The sequence below is a fragment of the Paenibacillus sp. SEL3 genome (assembly GCF_054602585.1).
On record NZ_CM137725.1, the window covers coordinates 2,175,421 to 2,196,872 of the forward strand.

Annotated in this window: 18 protein-coding genes; 1 reads left to right on the forward strand and 17 read right to left on the reverse strand. The window is 46.5% G+C overall.

Features of this window, described 5'->3' with window-relative positions:
- Nucleotides 1–66 precede the first annotated feature (66 nt).
- From ACYCS5_RS10290 to ACYCS5_RS10345, 12 genes are all read right to left on the reverse strand, one after another.
- Nucleotides 67–435, reverse strand: coding sequence for an ArsR/SmtB family transcription factor (locus ACYCS5_RS10290; protein WP_007432172.1), 369 nt, complete (start codon nt 433–435; stop codon nt 67–69).
- Between the two features lie 159 nt (nt 436–594).
- Nucleotides 595–1,719 carry an NADH:flavin oxidoreductase gene (locus ACYCS5_RS10295; RefSeq protein WP_459761005.1) on the reverse strand — a complete coding sequence of 375 codons (1,125 nt, stop codon included), beginning with the start codon at nt 1,717–1,719 and terminating at the stop codon, nt 595–597.
- 186 nt (nt 1,720–1,905) lie between these two features.
- Nucleotides 1,906–2,241 carry a cytochrome o ubiquinol oxidase subunit IV gene (gene cyoD, locus ACYCS5_RS10300; protein ID WP_029519230.1) on the reverse strand — a complete coding sequence of 112 codons (336 nt, stop codon included), beginning with the start codon at nt 2,239–2,241 and terminating at the stop codon, nt 1,906–1,908.
- A complete protein-coding gene (cyoC, locus tag ACYCS5_RS10305) occupies nt 2,242–2,850 on the reverse strand; it encodes a cytochrome o ubiquinol oxidase subunit III (protein ID WP_013373104.1) in 609 nt (202 codons plus the stop codon). It abuts the gene before it with no gap.
- Entirely contained in the window at nt 2,850–4,826 is a 1,977-nt protein-coding gene (locus ACYCS5_RS10310; RefSeq protein ID WP_025723659.1) for a cbb3-type cytochrome c oxidase subunit I, read from the reverse strand. The genes cyoC and ACYCS5_RS10310 overlap by 1 nt, the downstream gene beginning before the upstream one ends.
- Before the next feature lie 25 nt (nt 4,827–4,851).
- Nucleotides 4,852–5,835 (reverse strand): ubiquinol oxidase subunit II, encoded by a 984-nt coding sequence (cyoA, locus tag ACYCS5_RS10315; protein WP_029519232.1) that lies wholly within the window; start codon nt 5,833–5,835, stop codon nt 4,852–4,854.
- A 344-nt stretch (nt 5,836–6,179) separates the two neighbouring features.
- The gene (locus tag ACYCS5_RS10320) at nt 6,180–6,428 is read right to left on the reverse strand and encodes a hypothetical protein (RefSeq protein WP_029519233.1); all 249 of its coding nucleotides are present in this window, start codon (nt 6,426–6,428) and stop codon (nt 6,180–6,182) included.
- A gap of 220 nt (nt 6,429–6,648) precedes the next feature.
- Nucleotides 6,649–7,995: a GH1 family beta-glucosidase gene (locus ACYCS5_RS10325; RefSeq protein ID WP_029519234.1), complete on the reverse strand. Its 1,347-nt coding sequence runs from the start codon at nt 7,993–7,995 to the stop codon at nt 6,649–6,651.
- 5 nt (nt 7,996–8,000) lie between these two features.
- Nucleotides 8,001–10,472 carry a glycoside hydrolase family 95 protein gene (locus ACYCS5_RS10330; RefSeq protein WP_459761006.1) on the reverse strand — a complete coding sequence of 824 codons (2,472 nt, stop codon included), beginning with the start codon at nt 10,470–10,472 and terminating at the stop codon, nt 8,001–8,003.
- A 106-nt stretch (nt 10,473–10,578) separates the two neighbouring features.
- A complete protein-coding gene (locus ACYCS5_RS10335) occupies nt 10,579–12,273 on the reverse strand; it encodes an ABC transporter substrate-binding protein (protein ID WP_459761007.1) in 1,695 nt (564 codons plus the stop codon).
- Between the two features lie 73 nt (nt 12,274–12,346).
- A complete protein-coding gene (locus tag ACYCS5_RS10340) occupies nt 12,347–13,249 on the reverse strand; it encodes a carbohydrate ABC transporter permease (RefSeq protein ID WP_029519239.1) in 903 nt (300 codons plus the stop codon).
- Nucleotides 13,250–13,264: 15 nt separating this feature from the next.
- On the reverse strand, nt 13,265–14,278 hold the full coding sequence (locus ACYCS5_RS10345) for an ABC transporter permease (protein WP_029519240.1): 1,014 nt from the start codon (nt 14,276–14,278) through the stop codon (nt 13,265–13,267).
- A 175-nt stretch (nt 14,279–14,453) separates the two neighbouring features.
- On the opposite strand from ACYCS5_RS10345, the gene ACYCS5_RS10350 reads away from it, so the two are divergent.
- A complete protein-coding gene (locus ACYCS5_RS10350; RefSeq protein ID WP_340886406.1) occupies nt 14,454–14,603 on the forward strand; it encodes a hypothetical protein in 150 nt (49 codons plus the stop codon).
- 187 nt (nt 14,604–14,790) lie between these two features.
- Here the strand turns inward: ACYCS5_RS10350 and ACYCS5_RS10355 are convergent, their stop codons facing one another.
- The 5 genes from ACYCS5_RS10355 to ACYCS5_RS10375 form a co-directional block, all read right to left on the reverse strand.
- A complete protein-coding gene (locus tag ACYCS5_RS10355; RefSeq protein WP_209949899.1) occupies nt 14,791–15,207 on the reverse strand; it encodes a cupredoxin domain-containing protein in 417 nt (138 codons plus the stop codon).
- A 90-nt stretch (nt 15,208–15,297) separates the two neighbouring features.
- Entirely contained in the window at nt 15,298–17,106 is a 1,809-nt protein-coding gene (gene cydC / locus ACYCS5_RS10360; RefSeq protein ID WP_069011657.1) for a thiol reductant ABC exporter subunit CydC, read from the reverse strand.
- On the reverse strand, nt 17,090–18,847 hold the full coding sequence (gene cydD / locus ACYCS5_RS10365; protein ID WP_322252658.1) for a thiol reductant ABC exporter subunit CydD: 1,758 nt from the start codon (nt 18,845–18,847) through the stop codon (nt 17,090–17,092). Before cydD ends, cydC begins: the two co-directional genes overlap by 17 nt.
- Complete coding sequence (gene cydB / locus ACYCS5_RS10370) at nt 18,847–19,860, reverse strand: cytochrome d ubiquinol oxidase subunit II (RefSeq protein ID WP_080710733.1); 1,014 nt, start codon at nt 19,858–19,860, stop codon at nt 18,847–18,849. The genes cydD and cydB overlap by 1 nt, the downstream gene beginning before the upstream one ends.
- On the reverse strand, nt 19,847–21,253 hold the full coding sequence (locus ACYCS5_RS10375) for a cytochrome ubiquinol oxidase subunit I (protein WP_069011655.1): 1,407 nt from the start codon (nt 21,251–21,253) through the stop codon (nt 19,847–19,849). Before ACYCS5_RS10375 ends, cydB begins: the two co-directional genes overlap by 14 nt.
- Between the last annotated feature and the right edge of the window lie 199 nt (nt 21,254–21,452).

A 21,452-nucleotide genomic window follows, 5' to 3' on the forward strand; every position in this document is an offset into this window, starting at 1 on the left:
CTTCAACGGACAAACGCCAAAAGAGCGCCAATCGCTTGGCGCCCTCTGTTGTTTTATCCCAAAAGATTATTGATGTGATATGTGTTGATGGGTTTGCAAAAAGATCTGCTCCACATGATTATCATCCAGTGAATAAAACACCGTTTTGCCTTCTTTGCGTCGTTTGACAATACGCAGGTTGCGCAAATAACGAAGCTGGTGGGATACCGCAGATTGTCCCATATTGAGCACCTGGGTCAGATCATGAACACACAGTTCTTTTTGTGCCAGGGCATAAATCAGCTTGATTCGTGTCGGGTCACCCAAAGCTTTAAACAGCTCCGACATTTTGTATGCGATGGAATCCTCAACAAGGGAAGATTTTATGCGCTCGATTTCCTGATCTGAACCGTGACAAGCCGGCTCGCAATCCAAAGCTTCCGTTTCAGAATTCATCCTTTTCACCCCGTGTATTTCGACTTGATGCTCCTATTATAGCAAATTCGTAGAGTTTACGAATAGCTTATATTACAGCTTGCCCTGTAACAGAAGACTTCCAAGTCTCAAATGCTTGCCTAACGCTATAGCTTTACACTACATAGAGCTTAATAAAGCTTAATTCAACGTTTTTAATACTTCATCACTGTAAGGAATAATTTCTTCTATTTGTTGATCACGTAACTTCATCGCAAACGCTGGATCAACCAGCAAAGCACGCCCAACCGCAACCAGATCAGCTTCCTCTCGTTCTACTTGCCCCACGAGTTGTTCTAATCTTGCCTCTACACTACTGGATTGTTCGGTTTGACGATTATTATTTTTTTCAAAATCACTCAAAAATGCCTTCTCCAAGCCAATGGAGCCTACGGTAATAACTGGCTTACCTGTTACCTTTTTCGTCCAAGCTGCCAGGTTTAGATCGGACCCTTCAAATTCCGGTTCCCAAAAACGGCGGCTTGAGCAATGGAATACATCCACTCCTGCCTTCACTAATGGAGCGAGAAACTGTTCAAGTTCCTGAGGTGTCTGTGCCAGCTTTTCTTCATAGTGGTACATCTTCCACTGGGAGAATCGCAGTATAATTGGGAAATCCGGCCCTACTGCACGCCGACAAGCCTCAATGACCTCCACCGCAAATCGAGTACGCTGGACCAAATTGCCTCCATATTGATCGGTACGCTTATTCGTTTTGTCCCAGAAAAACTGATCGATTAAATAGCCATGTGCCCCATGAAGCTCAATGCCGTCAAAACCCACTCGCTGGGCATCGGCAGCAGCCTGAGCATAAGCGGAGATGATATTCGCAATCTCGGTCTCGGTCAACGGCTCAACTACCTTTTCACCGGCAGGAGAAATACCGGACGGACCGACAGGCAATGCCTCGGGATTCGGTTGGTTATCCGCACCTATTTGGCGAGCTGTACCCACATGCCAGAGCTGCGGTATAATCTTGCCACCTACCGCATGAACCTCCTCGACTACCTTGGCCCACCCCTTTAATCCCTCACCATAAAAATTAGGAATGCTGGTGTGCTCTACAGCTGCGGGATGATTAATAGCAGTTCCCTCCGTAATAATCAAACCAACCGCATTTTCTGCACGCCGACGATAATACATCGCCACGTCAGACCCTGGGATACCTTGAGGAGAAAAATTTCGTGTCATTGGCGCCATAACAATCCGATTGGGAAGAGATAAATTACCTGCCTTAAAAGGTTTAAACAGTAATTCTGTGTTCATTACTTTTCCCTCCGCTCTCCACTAGTATTATCGTTTTCACTCTACTGTTATACAATTCCATTTTACACATACGTAAACTTGAGTTCAAGAAACCACAGTTTTAATTTTAATAAGCTACACAAAAAAAAGAAGAAGCGGTTCTAAGTCCGCTCCTTCTTTCCTAATTAGTTTGTACTTGTGTGATTTTTAGTGTGCTACCATGTTGTATTCCATAATCCATACTGAACCACCAACGACGGTCAACAGGATCACTACACCAAGAATCAAGGTCATAACATTCCAACGTGGTCCATTGCTTTCACGGATGTGCATGAAGAAGAAAAGCTGAACCAGAAATTGCAGCACTGCCGCGGCTAAAATAACAACCATGGTCGAAGTGCGGCTCAACATATGATTCATCACCACGAAGAGAGGAATGATGGTCAGTACGATGGACAGAATAAACCCGATAACATAGGATTTCACTGAACCGTGAGAATCATCATGACCATGCGAACCCGCTCCTGATTGATGCTGTGCCATCTACATCACCCCCATCAAATAGACGACTGTCAGCAAGAAGATCCAGACAGCGTCCAAAAAGTGCCAATACAAGCTCAATGCCGAAACTTTCCCCTTCGTCTCTGGTGTAAGCCCGCGTTTTTTCAACTGGAACATGAGTCCAATCATCCAAACCAGACCTAACGAAACGTGAAGTCCGTGCGTTCCGACTAGAGTGAAGAATGCCGACAAGAACGCACTGGTTCCAAAATTGGCTCCTTCGTGTACCATTTCAACAAACTCGTAAACTTCAAAACCGATAAAACCAAGACCCAGGATCGCTGTTACGATTAACCAGCTGATTAATCCCTTCATGCTTCCTTTGTTCATAGCCAACACAGCCAGACCACTTGTGAAGCTGCTCGTGAGCAAGAGGAACGTTTCAATAATAACGCCCGTCATGTTAAACAGCTCTGCGCCACCTGGTCCTCCGGCTGTGTTATTCCGAAGGACAACGAAGGTTGCGAACAAGGTACTGAACAGGATTACGTCCGTTACGAGGAAGATCCAAAAACCAAGCATCTTCAGCTCTTGCGGATCGTGATGCCCGTGGTCATGATCATGGCTGTGATGTGCTGCAGCTTGTGCCATTATACAGACCCCCTTATTGCCGCTTCCGTGCGTTTTACTTCATCCGCAGGGATATAGTAGTCGCCATCATAGGAGAAGAACGAACGGCAAATCATACAAATTGCCACACCGATCAGCCCTGGAATATAGAAGAACGACCATCCGAATACGAAACCGAAACCTGCAATGAAAAAGAATACCGACATAATGAATGGAATCGCCGAGTTTTTCGGCATATGAATCGCTTCAATTGGCGGTTGCTTTCTGAAAATACCTTTTGCACGTTTATCTTTTTCTGCCCACCAGTCATCACGTTCTTCTACTTGTGGAATGGTAGCAAAATTGTATTCCGGTGCAGGTGAAGGAATCGACCATTCCAACGTATGGCCACCCCAAGGGTCACCTGTTGTATCCTTCAGCTTGCGGTAATTCTTGATGCCCAGAAGAATTTGAAGAACCTGGAACAAGAACCCAATCCCCATCAGGAATGCCCCAACGGTCGAAACGAGGTTAAGCGGCTGCCAGCCGGTATCCCAGCCATAAGTGCTCAGACGACGCGTCATACCCATCAGACCGAGAGAATATTGTGGAATAAAACATACATAGAAACCGATGTTCCAGAACCAGAAAGCCCATTTACCAGGCGTTTCAGGCAATGTGAAACCGAACATTTTAGGCCACCAATAGTACAGACCTGCCAAGTAACCGAACACTACACCACCAATCAGAGCGGAGTGAAAGTGAGCGATCAAGAAGTAACTGTTATGGAACTGGAAGTCAGCAGGCGCTACAGACAACATGACGCCCGTTAAACCAGCAATCAAGAAGTTCGGAATAAAAGCAATTGACCACATCATAGGGGTTTTGAATGTAATCTTACCCCGATACATCGTGAACAGCCAGTTAAATACTTTAACCCCTGTCGGTATAGCGATAACCATCGTCGAAATCGCAAAGAATGCATTAACATCTGCGCCTGATCCCATCGTGAAGAAGTGATGCGCCCAGGTGAAGAAGGACAGGATCGCAATCATGAACATAGCGTAAACCATGGATTTGTAGCCAAACAATTTCTTTTTGGAGAATACACTGATGACCTCGGAATAAATACCGAAGGCAGGCAAAACTACAATGTATACCTCAGGGTGACCCCACATCCAGATCAAGTTGATATACATCATCGGGTTACCGCCGAAATCAAGCGTAAAGAAGTGTCCTCCTCCAAAGCGGTCAAGGAACAGCAATGCCAAAGTAACCGTCAGAATCGGGAATGCGAAAATGATAATAACACATGACGAAAATACGGACCACGTAAAGACAGGCATTTTCATCCAAGTCATACCAGGTGCACGCATTTTAATAATGGTCACAATAAAGTTGATCCCCGTAGCCAATGAACCTATACCAGAAATCTGAATACCCCAGATATAGAAGTTCTGACCGACGCCTGGACTAAATTGCAGTTCTGAAAGCGGTGGATAACTCAACCACCCTGCATCTGGCGAACCGCCGATAACAAAGGACAAGTTGAACAACATCGCTCCCATAAAGAAAAGCCAAAAGCTCAATGCGTTCAGGAAAGGAAACGCAACGTCGCGCGCACCAATTTGAAGGGGTACGGCGATATTAAACAAACCAAACATCAACGGCATCGCCATAAACAGGATCATGATCGTGCCGTGAGTTGTGAAAATCTGATTGTAATGCTCAGGATGCAGAAGTGTCACATCCGGTGTAGCCAGTTGAACACGCATCAATAATGCATCCACGCCTCCGCGGAATAACATCAAGATGGCCGCAAGAATATACATAATACCGACTTTTTTATGGTCAACAGTAGTCAACCAGTTTTTCCAAAGCCAGCCCCATTTTTTGAAATAAGTGAGCACAAACACGATCCCGATCGTCGCTAATGCGATGGAGACGTCCGCTCCATAGATCATTGGGTCTCCAGTAACGAAGAAAGTGGATGCAAACTCTTTTATTTTGTCAAGCATTGGGGGCCTCCTTCCTTATAATCATTTAATTGTGTCCGCTCATATTCATATGACTCATGTCCATTCCAGCATGATCTTCTGTGCCGGACTTGGTTGAATCTTCTGTGGATGTAGCTCCGCCATGTCCAGCATGGGGGTTAGGAGCCCCTTCCACTACATACTTGTTGACAATCTCTTTGAACAAGCCATCTGGAATCGAAGAATACTCATCAGGCTGGGACAAACCTGGTTTTGCAAGCGCCAAATAGCCGTCTTTCGTCAGCGGCTTAGACTGCTTCTTGATGTCAGCGACCCAGTTTTTATACTCTTCATCCGACTGGACCTCTACATCAAAACGCATTTGTCCAAAATGCTCACCGCTAAAGTTTGCACCCGAACCAAAGTAAGTTCCTTCGTGATCGGCCTGCAAATGCAGTTTCATAGCCATGCCTGACATGGTGTAGATTTGTCCGCCCAATTGCGGAATCCAGAACGAGTTCATCGGTGCGTCAGCAGTCAGTTCAAAACGGACTGGAACACCTTTAGGAATGTGAACTTGGTTAACTGTAGCTATACCTTCCTCTGGGTACATAAAGAGCCATTTCCAGTCCAGTGAAGTCACTTGAATGGTTACTGGCTTTTGCGTACTTGCCAATGGCTTGGAAGGCTCCAGCAAGTAGGTATATCTTGCAGTAATAACCGCAATAATACAGATAACGATAATTGGAATAGCCCACCATGTGGTCTCCAGCTTTTTGCTGTCATCCCAGTGGGGTTGGTACTTCACCTTATTTGTCGGTGTATCACGATACCGCCAAATGATGAAGAAAGTCAAAATCATGACCGGTACAATTATTAGCGCAGACAATGCCGTTGTAAGAATGATCAGCTCTTTTTGTGCTTGCCCAATGGGTCCTTTCGGATCGAAAACAACGTATTTTCCGCCAGCATAAAAACACGTCCAAATGAGCAATGCTACCGTGAGCACGGTCAAAACCAACGCAATAATCGCTTTTGGTTTTTTGTTCATGTTGTTCCCCTCTCCTTAAATAATAAATTACTCAAAACTTAACGAACTCCTGTAATGTTGCCCCTATATAAGATAGCAGAAAAGCGACCATTTTTTTTATTGTTAACAGAATTGTCGATTATTTGTCCGATTTTTGTGAAAAATATCTCTAAAAATAAAATTTCTCTTGCAAATTCAAAATATATTATAATTCAAAGATGACATATTAAAAACGTTATTTGTGTATCTTAAAGAAGTTATATTAAAGAAAAAAGCGGGACTCCCTACAGTTATCATCCTACACTGCTCGAAGCCCCACGTTGTTGTTTTCAGTATATATTTGCTTTAAATCATTTTTAATTTTATTAACTGCGACCGTTTTCCTGGTCTTCCTTCTTGCGTGCAATGACAAATGATTTCCCAACGAGAAAAATAAAAATCCCGGCAACAACGCAGCCAATGCCTGTCATTAAATATATATTTCGATCAGTCAAATTTCCTATATCAAGCAAAATAAGGATAATACCTGCAATACAAGCGATCAAAGCGATAACAGATACCGTACGGCTCATCTGCCCGTCAGTTGATCCTGATTTTCTAAAATTTGCAGCCATCCCCTCCACTCCCTTCGGTCCAAAATAATTTTAACGCCCTCGTTCGGTATTTTTGTCAGTATGCACACATCTTGCTTCTTTATTCCCTTTGGTCTCTACATACCTGAAACAACCCTCTGCATATCCTGACTATTATTACCCCGGAAGACCCAGTATTCAAACAAAAGGGAATGAAGACAGATCCGTCTTTGCTATATTTTTTAAAAAAATTGCTCTTCGTTTAACGTCTGGTCTCCAACCAGTTATTACTTACTATATTTCGATACCAATAGTAACTTTCCTTCGGGGTGCGGACCTGTGTGCGAAAATCGACATGAATCATGCCAAATCTCATATTATATCCCTCTGCCCACTCAAAATTGTCCATAAGTGACCATGCCATATATCCTTTGACATGAAGGCCGTCATGAATCGCCCGGTGTACCTGCACCAAATGCTGCTGCATATACGAAATGCGACGGTCATCCTGAACCTTGCCATTCACGACATCATCGTTGATACAAGCCCCATTCTCTGTGATATAAATATCGAGGTTACCGTATTTTTGCAAATAATGCAGTACCTCGTACAGCCCACGCGACTCCACTGGCCAGCCGATATCTGTTACAGGTAGCCCCATATTGATTTCTTCAGATTGAAGAAACCCGGCTTCAGGATTAAAGCGATTAACCGACATACTATAGTAATTAATACCGATCATATCAATAGGCTCGCCAATAATATCCATATCACCATCCTGAATAGGCACGGTAGCTCCCTGCTCCGCGAACCAGTCTACCAAAAACTGAGGATACGAGCCTTGATAAATAGGTTGAAGAAACCAGTCACTGTGCAGGGAAATGGTGCGCGCACAAGCAGCTTTATCTTCCTCAGATGTACTGTAAGGGACAGCCCATGAGACATTGGGAGCGATACCGATCTGGCCACTGGTGCCCAGCTCACGGAAGCGGCGCACAGAAAGACCATGTGCAACTAGCAGATGATGTCCTACATCAATGGCTGTCTGAAGATTTGTCAGACCTGGGGCATGAACACCCAGCATATTGGATAAAAAGGCGATACACCACGGTTCATTGAATGTTAGCCAATGGTGTATTTTACCGTGGAACTCGCGGAACATCGTTTCTGCATACTGGACAAATGCTTGAATCGTGTGACGATTCTCCCATCCTCCAGCATCCTGAAGCGCTTGAGGCAGATCCCAATGGTACAGTGTACAAAACGGTTCAATCCCGTTTTCGTTCAACAAATCGACTACGCGATGATAATAGTCCAATCCTTCTTGATTGACTTCACCGTCACCATTGGGAAATATACGCGGCCAGGACACGGAAAAACGGTATGTACGAATGCCCAGCTCCTTCATTAGGCGGATATCTTCCTCGTAGCGATGATAGCTGTCACAAGCTACATTGCCGTTATCACCGTTGAATACTTTGCCAGGCGTATGGGCAAAGGTATCCCAGATCGACAAGCCTCTCCCATCCTCCTCATAAGCTCCTTCGATTTGATAGGCTGCCGTCGCGGTGCCCCACATAAAGTCCTGCGGAAATTGAAAAATGGTCATATTGTCTATTCCTCTCCTTCAATTATAATCGTATGTCCGTTCGTTATTTCCTGCTCTTTGGTAAAAATCCATGACAAAATAAATCCTCCGTGCTCAGGATCAGGCAGAGCCTGACGAGCATCTGCGCTAAATGGATGTGCACTGCGAATCGTGCAGCTTCCTGCTGAGATGGATGTGGCCAGTTCTGCACGGACAAGCCGGGAACCGGACCATTCCATGCCGACCGTCATCCCGCCATGTCCCTTCAATCCACTGACCCGTCCCTCCGGCCATGCCGTTGGCAGGGCAGGCAGTAACGTCAGCTCTCCCGGACGGCTTTGTAGCAGCATTTCTGCGATCCCCGCCGTCGCACCAAAATTACCGTCGATCTGAAAAGGCGGGTGAGCGTCAAATAAATTAGGATAGGTCGATTGCGACAGCAACGTGCGAACATACCGATGTGCGGCGTCGCCATCTTCCAGTCGAGCGTACAGATTAATCAACCAGGCACAGCTCCATCCGGTATGCCCACCACCGTGATCAAGCCGTCGACGCAACGATATGCGAGCCGCCTCAGCTAGCTCCGGGGTATCACGGATGTGAATTTGTCGACCAGGATATAACCCATATAGATGCGAAACATGTCGATGCCCAAGCTCCGCTTCCTCAAAATCGACAAACCATTCCTGTAGCTGACCGTGGCGACCAATTTGATAGGACATTAATCTGTCTCGTGTCTCCTCGCAGCGGTTGCGGAACTCATCATCTAGTTCCAGCAGATCCGCAGCTTGAATGCAGTTACCCAACAGCTCTCGAATCAGCGTCATATCCATGGTAGAGCCCATAGATATGCTGCAATCCTCGCCATCCGTCGTTTTGAATTTATTTTCAGGTGATGTGGATGGGGACGTCACAAGCTGACCCTCCGGGCCTTCTACGAGCCAGTCCATGCAAAAGGCTGCCGCCCCCTTCATGAGCGGATAAGCTTGTTCTGCCAAATAGGCTATATCCAAGGTAAACAGATAGCGCTCCCATAGGTGAGCAGTTAGCCATACACCTCCAAGCGGCCAAAATGCCCAGCTGGCATGTCCCCCTGAAGGTCCGGCGTATCTCCACACATCTACATTGTGATGAGCCGCCCATCCTTGAGCACCATAATGGATGGAGGCTACCCTCCGTCCCGTACGAGCCACTTCTCCAATCATGTGCAGCAAGGGTTCATGGCACTCGGCAAGATTGCATACCTCTGCGGGCCAATAGTTCATCTGAGTATTAATATTGGTTGTATAATTACTGTTCCACGGCGGCTGCACCCAGTCATTCCAGATGCCCTGAAGATTGGCAGGCTGACTCCCCGGACGCGAGCTACCCATGAGCAAATAGCGGCCATACTGAAATAACAGCACTTCCAGCCCCGGGTCGGCCTGACCTTTCTGATAACGTTCTAATCGCAGATCGGTCGGTAGAACGAATTCGTCGGGTAGAGTATCACCTCCCAGTTCTAATGCAACGCGGTCAAACAGCTTTCGGTGATCCTGTTCATGGCGTTGCCGCACCTGCTCAGTTCCCAGCGAAATTGCTCCGTCTAAAATGACTTGACATGCTTCTGCTGACTCCGTTGCATCACTATTCGGCATAGCGTGAAATCCCCTAAATCCAGTAGCTGCTGCCAAATACACCGTGATTTTATCCGCGCCTGAGATGATCAGCGCACCATCAGTGTCCTTCGTCAAGGTTCCTCCCTCGGGAATAACCCTCGCCTGAACTGCAAAAGCCATCCCCAAATCATTTTCATAAACGACAGACTGTGGATGATCACCGTGATAATTAGATTCCACATGACTGGGCGCTCGTCCAGTCAATGTCATAAAGTCCCCGGATGGCTCCTCGGATGGATCATCCTCTTTATCGCTATCCCATTTGGATGAATCACCAAAATGTACATCCTCTCCAACCTCGTCTTCACAAGGATGGGGGGAAGTGATGCGCACGGATGCTTGGATCTTCCCAAGCTTATTCGCAGTCAGTGACACCATGATGATTCCATCTGGCGCACTGGCGATAACTTCACGGGTATAGCGGACTCCATCACTCTGAAAAGTGACCGCTGCGGTTCCGGTCAGCAAATCCAGTTTCCGTTCATAATGTGCAATTTCCCCTAGGCCCTCCTGCGTAATCCACAAATCTCCCAAAGGCTGATAGGCTTCCGTATCGCGACCTAGCATATTCGTATTAATCAGTTGTTCCGCTTCCTTGTATTTTCCATCTGCAATCAACTTTCTGGCAGGCTGCAAATATCGCAATACATCATACTGAACGCCATCTCTGGGAAACCCGGACCAGAGCGTATCCTCGTTTAATTGCAAATGCTCCTCTCTGATTCCGCCAAATACCATAGCTCCCAGCCTTCCATTGCCGACTGGCAATGCTTCCTCCCATACCTCAGCAGGCTGGCGATACCATAAACGCAGGGACTGTGGCCTTTCGCCTTTCGTCACATCAAACCCTCCCCCATCAAGATCAAACAGAGCGCTAATCCCGTATGGACCTTAAGGACAAGCGCTCTGTCATTCCGGCATTTAAAATTTCGTTAAAAGCAGTCAGCTATTTAGAAGCCTTACCGCTCCATAACTCCACTCTGTCCTTCACCAGTTGCGTGTATTGCTGTTCCATTTGGACAGCTCCGGCGGCATCCAGTTCTTTAATCATGTTGTCGTATACCGTATCAAAATTGGAAGCTGGTGCTAAAATAGCTTCGGGTATACGTTTGCGGATAATGTCGGTCGTTTTTTTGAATGTAACGTTATAGTTGGATTCATTGTCTGTTGTCAGGTTATAGGCTGCGCCCCAAGGCTTTACATCAAATTCTTTTTTGTCTGGGAACAGATCTTTCCACGTTTTTACGCCATATGCTTTAAGGGATTCTTTCTCCGGCTTCGAATAAGCCGCGATAATTTGCTCCGGGAATTTGGCAGTATAGTAGTTACCCGTAGGGTCCTTCACGCCGTCACCATAGTGTCCGCTGATGAGCGTGTACAAATCTATACCCGTGGATTTGCTGAAGTTGGTTGCATTGTTCGTTTTTTGCTCCAGCACATCAGCCGGAATGATGCGTTTGCCATCTTTGATCTCATAATGCTTGCCCTCGATCCCCCAGTTCACTAGCACCTGTCCTTCATCGGAAGCTAAATAATCAAGGAATTTTATAGCCCGCACCGGGTCCTTGCAATTTTCCGTAATACCTACACCATAACCGGACACGAAGCCCATATCCTGAAAGGAACGATCCTTGTATTCCTCCGAAAGTGTAACTGGAAAATGCGCGTAGCTGGCATCAGCCTTACCTGACGCTTTTAATGCATTTTCAGCATCCTGATACCCCCACTCCTGGTCAATCAGACCGAGGACACGGCCGCTGGCAATTTTGGATTTGTATTGATCACTTTTTTGCACAAACGAATCTTTATCGAGCAGCCCTTCATTGTACATGTGGTTCAACCAACGAAAATATTCCTTTTCTTCTGGACGTTTGTAATGAAGTTTGGCTTCAAATGTTTTGGGATCAATAAAATATTCACCATCATCCGGCGCTCCAGTCGTCTGGAAGGCAGGATTCGTTACGGTAATCATAATTCTCCAGTCATCTGCATCCAGCGTGAGTGGGATTGTTTTTTTGCCATTGATCGTCGGATGCTTGGCAGTATAGGTTTTGAGTACGTTTTCATAATCCTGTAGCGTTCTTACCTTTGGATAACCTAACTCCTTGAGCACCTTATGCTGAATTTCAAATCCGCCTGTTGCGTCAAAACTTTCCTGTCCCACACCTGCATACGTAGGAAGGACATAGATGGATTGATCCTTATTACTGTATTTCAAACGATCCATATAGGGTCCATATAGCTTTTTGAGATTAGGTGCGTGATCGTTGATCAGATCTGTCAGATCAATCATGGCCCCCGCATCCACAAGCTTATTAATATTCGCTTTAGGAGAAACCAAGTCCGGGTATTCTCCACTTGCTGCCATCAAAGCAATTCGGTCATCTCCACCTCCACCGCTGACATCAAATTCCGCATTCAAGGTTACACCTGTTTTCTTGGTGATTTCCTTGCCTATTTCATCCTTCATTCCGTTCCATTGTGGGCTTGTATCTGCTCCGAAGAAGCTAAACGTAATCGGGTCTGTACCGCTGGATGTGCTCTCCTTCGCTGCTTTATCGCTTCCCCCACAACCTGCGAGTGCGGTAAGTGACACCGCGAGGAAAGGAATCAGTGCAAATCTGGACCAGTGTTTTTTCATGTATAAATCCTCCTATATTCTTATGATGACTTCTCCTGCAAATAACTACTATTTACTGCCAGAATCCTGGCTTTTATGATTTCACTGCCCCCAGCGTCATACCGCCTACAAAATACTTTTGCAAGAACGGATACACCATCAGGATGGGGAGCGTAACCGTAATCGTGATTGCCATTTTGATCGACTCTGGTGAAATTTGAGCCATTTGTTTAGCCATGTCGTTGCTATTCGTCATACTGGAGCCGCCTTGCTGCGTACTTTGCAGTATTTTCATCAGCTCATACTGTAACGTCGTCCATTGCGACGCCCCACCGTTGTATAAATACGTATCAAACCAAGCATTCCACTGACCTACTGCCAGAAAAAGAGCAATCGTTGCCAATACTGGTTTGCACAGCGGCAAAATAATTCTCCAGTAAATCGTAAAATCATTTGCTCCATCGAGTTTGGCAGACTCCTGCAACGCATACGGCAAACCATCCATAAAGGAACGAATGACAAACACGTTAAATGCACTGATTAAGCCTGGAAAAATGTACACCCAAAACGAACCTAGCAGATGCAAATCCCGCATCAAAATAAACACGGGCACCATCCCGCCGGAAAAATACATCGTCAACGCCAAAAACGTAGAAATAAACTTACGAGCACGAAACTCGACCCGACTCAATGTAAAAGCAAGCATAGATGCGCAGATCAATCCGAGTACCGTCCCGACCAAAGTACGAAGAATAGATATTTGCAGTCCCTGAAGAAGGCCATCGTACTGGAAAATCGTTTTGTAATTTTCGAGCGTAAATTGGCGGGGCCATATATAAATACCACCACGAACCGTGTCCGTTGAATTGTTCAGGGAAATCGCAAGTACGTTCAGAAATGGGTACAGCGTCAACACCACGATCAGAGCCATGAGGATATAGTTAAATAGGTCAAACAGCTTCTCAGACCGGGTAGCATTAAATGCCTTATTCGTCATTTCGCTTCTCCCTCCCTACATGATGCTTTCTTTGGTCAGTTTTTTGAATATACCGTTCGCCGTAAACAACAGCAGAATGCTAACCAGCGAGTTGAAAATACCAATTGCCGTCCCGTAAGAGAAGCGACCCAAATTAATCCCGTAATTGAGCGCGTACAGATCCAGCACCTCGGAATAATCCGTCACAAGACTATTGCCAAGCAAGAACTGCTTTTCAAAACCGTTGCTCACCAGATGTCCAATCGCCATAATGAACAGAATGGCAATCGTCGAGCGGATACCCGGCAGTGTAATATGCCACATCTGTCTCCAACGACTCGCTCCATCCACGCGCGATGCTTCATACTGTTCTTGATCAATTCCGGTGATTGCAGCTAAATAAATAATCGTATTCCAACCTGTCTCCTTCCATATGTCGGAAGCGGTTACAATATACCAGAACCAGCTCCCCTTTGCCATGAACTGAATCGGTTCATCCACAATATGAAGCGCTACCAATACATCGTTGACAATGCCTCCGTCAATGGACAGCATCTTGGTGACCAAGCCGGCCACAACTACCCAGGATACAAAATGCGGGAGGTAGGATATTGTCTGCACAAACCGTTTGAACAGCATACCACGCAGCTCATTTAACAGAATTGCAAAGAAGATCGGTACGACAAAACCAAATACAATCCCCATCAGGCTCATCGCTAGCGTATTGCGTAATACCAGATAAAATCGTTCATCCTGAAATAGCTCAATAAAGTTATCCAGCCCTACCCATTTCTGGTCCGTAAAAGATTTGGCTGGCTTATAATTTTGAAACGCCATCGTCCAGCCCCAAAGCGGAAGATAGCTGAAAACAAACACCCATATGACGAAAGGAATGGACATAAAATAAAGATACTTTTGCTGCTTCACACTGTCCCACAAGCCTTTTTTACCACGGTCAGGCTTCGGGCCGCGAGCCTTGCGTGGTCTTCCCCTATTGGATTCAGGAATCAAAGCACTATTGTTGGAAGCGGTTTCAGTTGAAGATCCCATAACAAGCTCCTCCTCATCTCTAGATACTATTATCATACTTTGCTGGCTTGGAAGCGGATACCCGACGAATTAGGAGAAAAATCAGTTCAAAATTAGATATATGGGATGAAAAAAATTACATTCGTGCCACTACGCATGCGGATGGTGCTTCCCATCGCTGTTGTCCCCGGATTTCTTGAATAAGCACACAAAGGTAGAAAGCCGGGGACAGTTTATGCTTGCGATGCGAGCTTTCCTGCAGAAAGCTTTAAGGCGACCGCTTCGCTTGTCCAGCACATTCCGCCTGTTCCGTTCTAATGTAAATTCCCTGAAAGAAGTCTTGTAAAAAACAAAAGATCAGCAATGTAAGCTGATCAGAGGTAAAGGGTAAAGGATAAAGCATAATGCAAAAAGGATAATGCATACTGCACCACAGGTGGTGGATGATATATACACACTGTCGCAATTAACCTAATGATTGATTGAAGGAAAAAAAGCTTTCTGGCATCAATGTGCCAGAAAGCTTTTTTGATTTATTTTACTGTGATGGTCCCGTAGTACATGTACATACCGCAATTGTACTCATATACGCCTGGTTTCAAGTCCTGGACGGTAAAATAATTATTTTCGTGATCCAGGTAAACGTCCATTCCGATCTTCAACGACTGCACTTCATCAATGCAAGTGAAGGATGTCATTTTCTTGAAATTGATTTTGGTTGGAACGCCGGCTTTCACTTCAATATTTTTAGGATAGAAACCGTCCCCTTTTACACCCACTGTAACAATCTCATATTTAGTTTTGTCTGGCTCTTCCTGAGCTTGTTTAGGTTGAATGGCCGGAAACGACGACACGCTCCCCTGAAAATAAAACAAGACAAACCCGCCCATGCTCAGGGCTACAAAACCAATCAGCATCAAATGCCAATGCTTAGAGATTAGTGTTTTCATTCATATCAGCCTCTCCAGTTGAATGTCTGCATGTGACGCATCAACTCTAACCAGTATATAAAAGTTAATCAAAATTTTAAATACCTCATTTCACAGGCTCGGATGATCCAGCTCATACAGATTACGGTAACGAGACTGCTCCTGCCACAGCTGCTCATGACTGCCGCGCATGGAAATGGTGCCCTGCTCCATAAAGATCACCTCGTCCATATGCTCCATTCCTGTGAGATGATGCGTGATCCAGATCAATGTTTTGCCCTTCAGCACACGAAACATCGTCTGCATGAGCTCATGCTCTGTCAGCGGGTCAAGCCCCACTGTCGGCTCATCCAGCAAAACAATCGGGTGATTTTGCAGCAAAATCCGCGCCAGTGCAATTCGCTGTTTTTCTCCACCGGAAAAACGAAGGCCCGTCTCATGCATTCGGGTATCGTAGCCCTCCGGCAAAGAATCAATTAGAGTTCCAAGCCCTACCTGCTTCGTCACTGCACGCACCTCATCCAGCGTAGCATCGGGTCGTCCCAGCCGAATATTGTTCGCTACCGTTGTATCGAATAAATACGGCTGCTGGTTCAGCACCGCAAATAGATTGGAGTATGCTCCACCTGTGTATACGGGAATCCCTGCGACAGTGACGCTCCCTTCATCAGGCTGCAATGCTCCCTGAATCAGATTCAGTAGCGTGGACTTGCCCGCACCACTGCGACCAAGCAATGCAACCTTGCCCCCCTGCGGTACGTGCAAGGAGATACCACGCACGCTCCATTCCTGCGTTGCCGCATAGCGGTAGCTTACGTTGTTCAGCAGCAGGTCTCCTCCGTGGCCCAATCCCAGAGCGGCAGCCTGCTCATCTATAGTGTCAGCTGTGCCGCCTGCTGCTGGGTGTCCTGCATCCACAGTAACCGGAAGCGATGATGACACAGGTGTAGGTGTGTCTTTCTCCGAATCCTTCAACCGTCGAAGGGAATCCTGATACTCCGGTGCATGCACCACTGCTTCTCCAGCGCGAACGAAGGCATCCAGCAACGGAAAAGCCACAAGGGCAAAGGATGCCAGGCATGTGGCTTCTATACGATTCTGTGCTACTAGGCCTCCGGCCCACACAGTCATAATCACAATCCCACCGCCTACAACGCATTGTGCCATCCAATGAGAACGCCACTCGCCCCGGCGAAGTGAATTTTCCATCACGGCAGCCCTATTGTGCCGTTGTGTAAAGGTACTCAGGAAATGCCCAGTCCGTCCGCTCAGCACCAGATCACTCATGCCGAACAGAGCATCCGTCAGGTCCTGATAGGCTTTACTCCGTTCCTGCTTGAACATTCGCCGTTTGGCGAGTGAGGTCCATAGTGAGATAGCTGGGGCAATAAAAAGCAAAAATCCTCCATATAGCGCCATAAGCAAGGCAAAGGTTCCGTCCATCCGTCCGAGCGCCGAGATGCCTGCTGCATAAATCAGCAAAGCCGATAGCGCAGGCAGAACTAGCTTCAGATAGATGTTTTGAAGCTGCTCAATATCCTCTGCCAGCAACCCCAATAAATCCCCTGTACGGAATTTGCTGCGGATCATCAGCGCCTGCGGTTCTACTGCCCGATATAAGCGTACCCGCATACGGGACACCAGACGCAGTGCGGCATCATGTCCTACCAAGCGTTCCAGGTACTGAATAACCGCTTTACTAAAACCAAATGTTCGCACAAGCACAATTGGAACGTACACCATTAATATATTTTCCGGTTTTAAGGCCGAACGGGTAATCAGATGACCGGACGTAAAAAGCAACGCGCCCGCACATCCAATGGCCAGCGCGCCTAAAAGAGCAGCTAGCAGAAAGGCCCAAAAATATTGTCTCAGATACGTCACAAACCAGCCTTGTCTGCTATTATCCGTTACTCTCATATCGTCCGTTCCCTCCTTCCGACATCCCCGTCAGCAATCGGTAATATGCCCCCTTACGGGCAATCAATTGTTGATGGGAACCTACTTCTTCCAGACGACCTTGATTCATCATCCAGACACAGTCCATATCTGGCATCCAATGTAGCCGGTGGGTGGCAAGAAACACTCTTTTGTGTTTCAAAACCGATAAAATCGTCTGTTTTAGCTCCCACTCTGTCTCAATATCCAGATGCGCCGTAGGCTCATCCAATAAAATGACCGGACGGTTACTGAGCAACGCCCGCGCCAATGCAATCCGCTGCGCCTGTCCTCCGCTCAACGTCCTACCCGCTTCACCAATGGACTCATTCATTCCACCCGGAAGACCGTCTACCAGTTCACGCAGTCCAACCGCGTCAACCGCCCACTCCACCTGCTGGTTGGATGCCTCCGGTTCATAAAAACGAATATTATCTGCCAGAGAAGCGCTAAACAGGTATGGATGCTGTGGAATATACGCAATATGCCGTTGCCATTCAGCTTTTGCATCCCCAGCCAATCTGCATCCATTCAGGAGCAGTTCGCCCGAAGTGGGATCAGCAAAACCGCCAAGCAGGCTAAGCAGCGTCGTTTTACCTGCACCGCTAGCTCCAACGATGCCGATCATGTTCATGTGCGGTTCAACATTGGCAGACACATGTTCAAGCCGAGCCGAACCGTCTTCATTAAGGAGGCACACATCGGACAGCTCAAGAATGTCCTGTCCCGTGATGTCCAATCCTTTATCGTTAGCTGCCTGTTTATTCGGCTCGGTAGCGTCATCTTCTTTACTGAGAATGGAGCGGATTGCTCCCCAAGCCTCCTTACCATCCAGTGAAGCATGATAGTCTGATCCCAACTGGCGTATGGGCATAAAATATTCTGGGGCCAGAATAAGCACCGCAAGCGCTGCCTCCAAACCCACCGAGCCACTAATCAGGCGCAAACCCAAGCCTACCGCAACAAATGCGACCGATAGCATACTAAAAAAATCAAGGGCAAATGAGGAAAGAAACGCTACCCGCAGCGTGCGCATCGTTGCCGTGCGGTATTGGTCGCTGACCTTCCCAACTGTTTCCCCATGCTCTTGGCTACGACCCAAAAACCTTAATGTCTGAAGTCCACGCAGCGAATCCGTGAAATGGTGAGATAACAGACGATAGGAACGCCACTGCTTGTCTGCCTGCTTCCGCGCCGCCAAGCCGAGTAAAATAAAGAAGCCTACCAGAATCGGCATCGTAGTCGTCAAAATCACACCTGAAATGACATCCAATGTGAAAACATACACAAGTACAAGTATAGTGACAGCCATCATGTCAATCATACGAGGAATGGACAGTTCCAAATATGTGCGAAAACGATCCATGCCGTCCAGCGCTAGCGTCACCAACTTGCCGCTACCTTCCTGCGCTGCAAAACCCGGTCCCCGTTCGAACAAACGTGCAAGCAGACGCTCCCGTAAGGAAGCGCCTGAAGCTTCAGCAAAACGGCCTGCTGTCCGGCGTTGCAGCCAGATCGCCGTATGCCTCGTTGCAAAAGCAGCGAAAAACAACGCCAGCGACGGCCAAGCCATCACCAGCGGATTTTGTTCAAACAAAATCGTAACAGCCTTTGCCAAGAAGACTGCTTGTGCAATCACTGCGGCCCCCTGGAGCAGGGAAAGGGCAGCCAGTAGCAGCATCACTGGCCGAATGCCCTTTAATTCAAACCATGCCTTATCCATTAGTATTCCAAATGATCCTTCTCACTGAGACGCTTATGGAAAACAAAATAGCTCCACGCCTGATAAGCCAGCACAAAGGGTAAAAGCGTTGCTGCAACAATCGTCATGGCTTTCAGGGTGTAATGACTGGAGCTTGCATTATAAATCGTCAAATCAAAAGCACTGTTAATCGAGCTCACCATAAATCTTGGGAACAAACCGACGAATAACGAAACGAAGGTCAGCAAAATCACTGCACCTGTCATCCCGAAGGCCCATCCTTCACGGCGCTGCTTCAGGAAGTACCACGTCAGCACATAGGCGACAATTCCGACTGCTACCGCAGCATACATAAAGGGACCGCGACGCGCAAATAAATCCGTTGCAAAATAAGTCCATACCACCATGCCAGCGAGTAAAATGCCCAATACCGGAAGAAATTTGGATGCCATCACGCGAGCACGATCCCGTACTTCTCCAATCGTCCGCAGAGAAATAAACGTCAGTCCGTGCATTAGGCACATTCCGACCACTGTCAGTCCAATCCATACGGTATATCCATTGAATACATCGGAAAATCCAGCTTTCAAATCCATGTTTTGCTGAATAGGTACACCTTTCACCAAAGCCGCAAAAGCCATACCGAACAGCATCGGCGGTAGAAAGCTGCCAATCAGAATGCAGGCATCCCACGTTCCTGTCCACCATTTTCCTTCAGCCTTTCCGCGGAACTCAAAAGAAACTCCACGCAAGATCAAACCTAGCAAAATAAACACAAATACGAGATAATATCCGCTGAACATAGTCGCATAAAAATGCGGAAAAGCGGCAAACATTGCACCTGCTGCTGTAATCAGCCACACTTCGTTGGCATCCCAGAATGGACCAATCGTATTGATCATCAAACGTTTTTGTTGGTCATTACGCGGCACCAATCCTGTGGCCATTCCTACGCCAAAATCAAAGCCCTCCAGAAAAAAGAAGCCCGTAAACAGCACAGCGATCAATAAGAACCATAAATCATTTAGCGACAATGGTGTCACCCCCTTGAGCAAAAGGATCATGAATTACCGTTTGCTGATGTGGCTCAATATCTGGACCTTTGCGAGCCGTACGGTAAAACAGAAACGCCAGCACACCTGTTAAAATTAAATACAATGTGGTAAATGAGATGAACGAGAATAGCACTTCTCCTGCCACAACTGTAGGCGAAACAGAATCTTTCGTTTGAAGCAAACCAAATACCGTCCACGGTTGGCGACCTATTTCAGTCATGATCCAACCTGAAGTATTCCCAATGAATGGAAGGGATATCCCCCATATCATCAGACGGAAGAACCAGCGATGTGAACCTTCCAGCTTTTTACGGAACGTCAGGTAAGCCCCGTATAAGGCGAGTGCAATCATGCCACATCCAGCCGCAATCATAATGCGGAAGCTCCAAAACGTGGTACGTACTGGCGGGATATAATCGCCCGGACCATACGTTTTTTCATATTGGGCTTGCAGCTCATTCATACCAGGCACAGAGCCGGTAAATTTACTATAGGATAGAAAACTCAAAGCAAAAGGAACTTTAATCTCAAAGGTATTTCCCTTGTTTCCAGGATCAATCCATGCGATAACGGTCCAAGGAGCGGGGTCACCACTGTTCTCCCATAATCCCTCACTGGCAGCCATCTTCATCGGTTGTGTTTTCACCAAATATTGAGCCTGTCCATGACCAAACAAAGGAATAGCAATGGCACTGATTAAGGCAACAATAATACTCAATTTAAAAGAAGGTTTAAAAAAGTCCATATTCTTTTTGTGCATCAGCTTCCATGCACTGATACCCGCGATCAGAAATGCCCCCGTTGCAAAAGCAGCAAACAATGTATGTGGAAATTCCCATAACAGTTGTTCGTTTGTTAACAAAGCGGCAAAATCTTTCATTTCTGCACGTCCATTTTGAATCTCATATCCTACTGGACGTTGCATGAATGAATTAGCAGCTAGAATCCACAATGCCGATAACATCGTACCGATCGATACCAACCACATACAAATTAGATGGACCGTTTTGGACAATCTTTCCCAACCGAACACCCATAATCCGATAAAGGTCGATTCTAGGAAAAATGCAAGCAGTGCTTCAATTGCCAGCGGCGTACCGAATACATCACCCACAAAACGGGAAAAGTCCGACCAGTTCATCCCGAACTGGAATTCTTGCAAAATCCCGGTGACTACGCCCAGTGCAAAGTTAATCAGCAGAAACGTTCCCCAGAATTGAGCCATTTTTTTGTACAAGTCATTTTTCTTGATAACATACATAGTCTCCATAATTGCCACCAATAACGACAATCCAATGGAGATCGGCACATAAACAAAGTGAAGAATCGTTGTGGTTGCAAACTGCAACCGTGCCAAATCCAATACGTCCATGATGTTGCTCCTCCCCCTACACTTCTCTTAACATTGATTTATAGTGTCTGTAATCTGAAGTCTTCTACATTTGTGATAGTATTCACATTCTTACATATGCAGCGGTCACTTTTTTAGAAAATGAATCACTCAACTACCTTCACTATGGTTATCATGATCCGGCTTCAGATTATCCCCATTATATAGAATAAATTTAAAT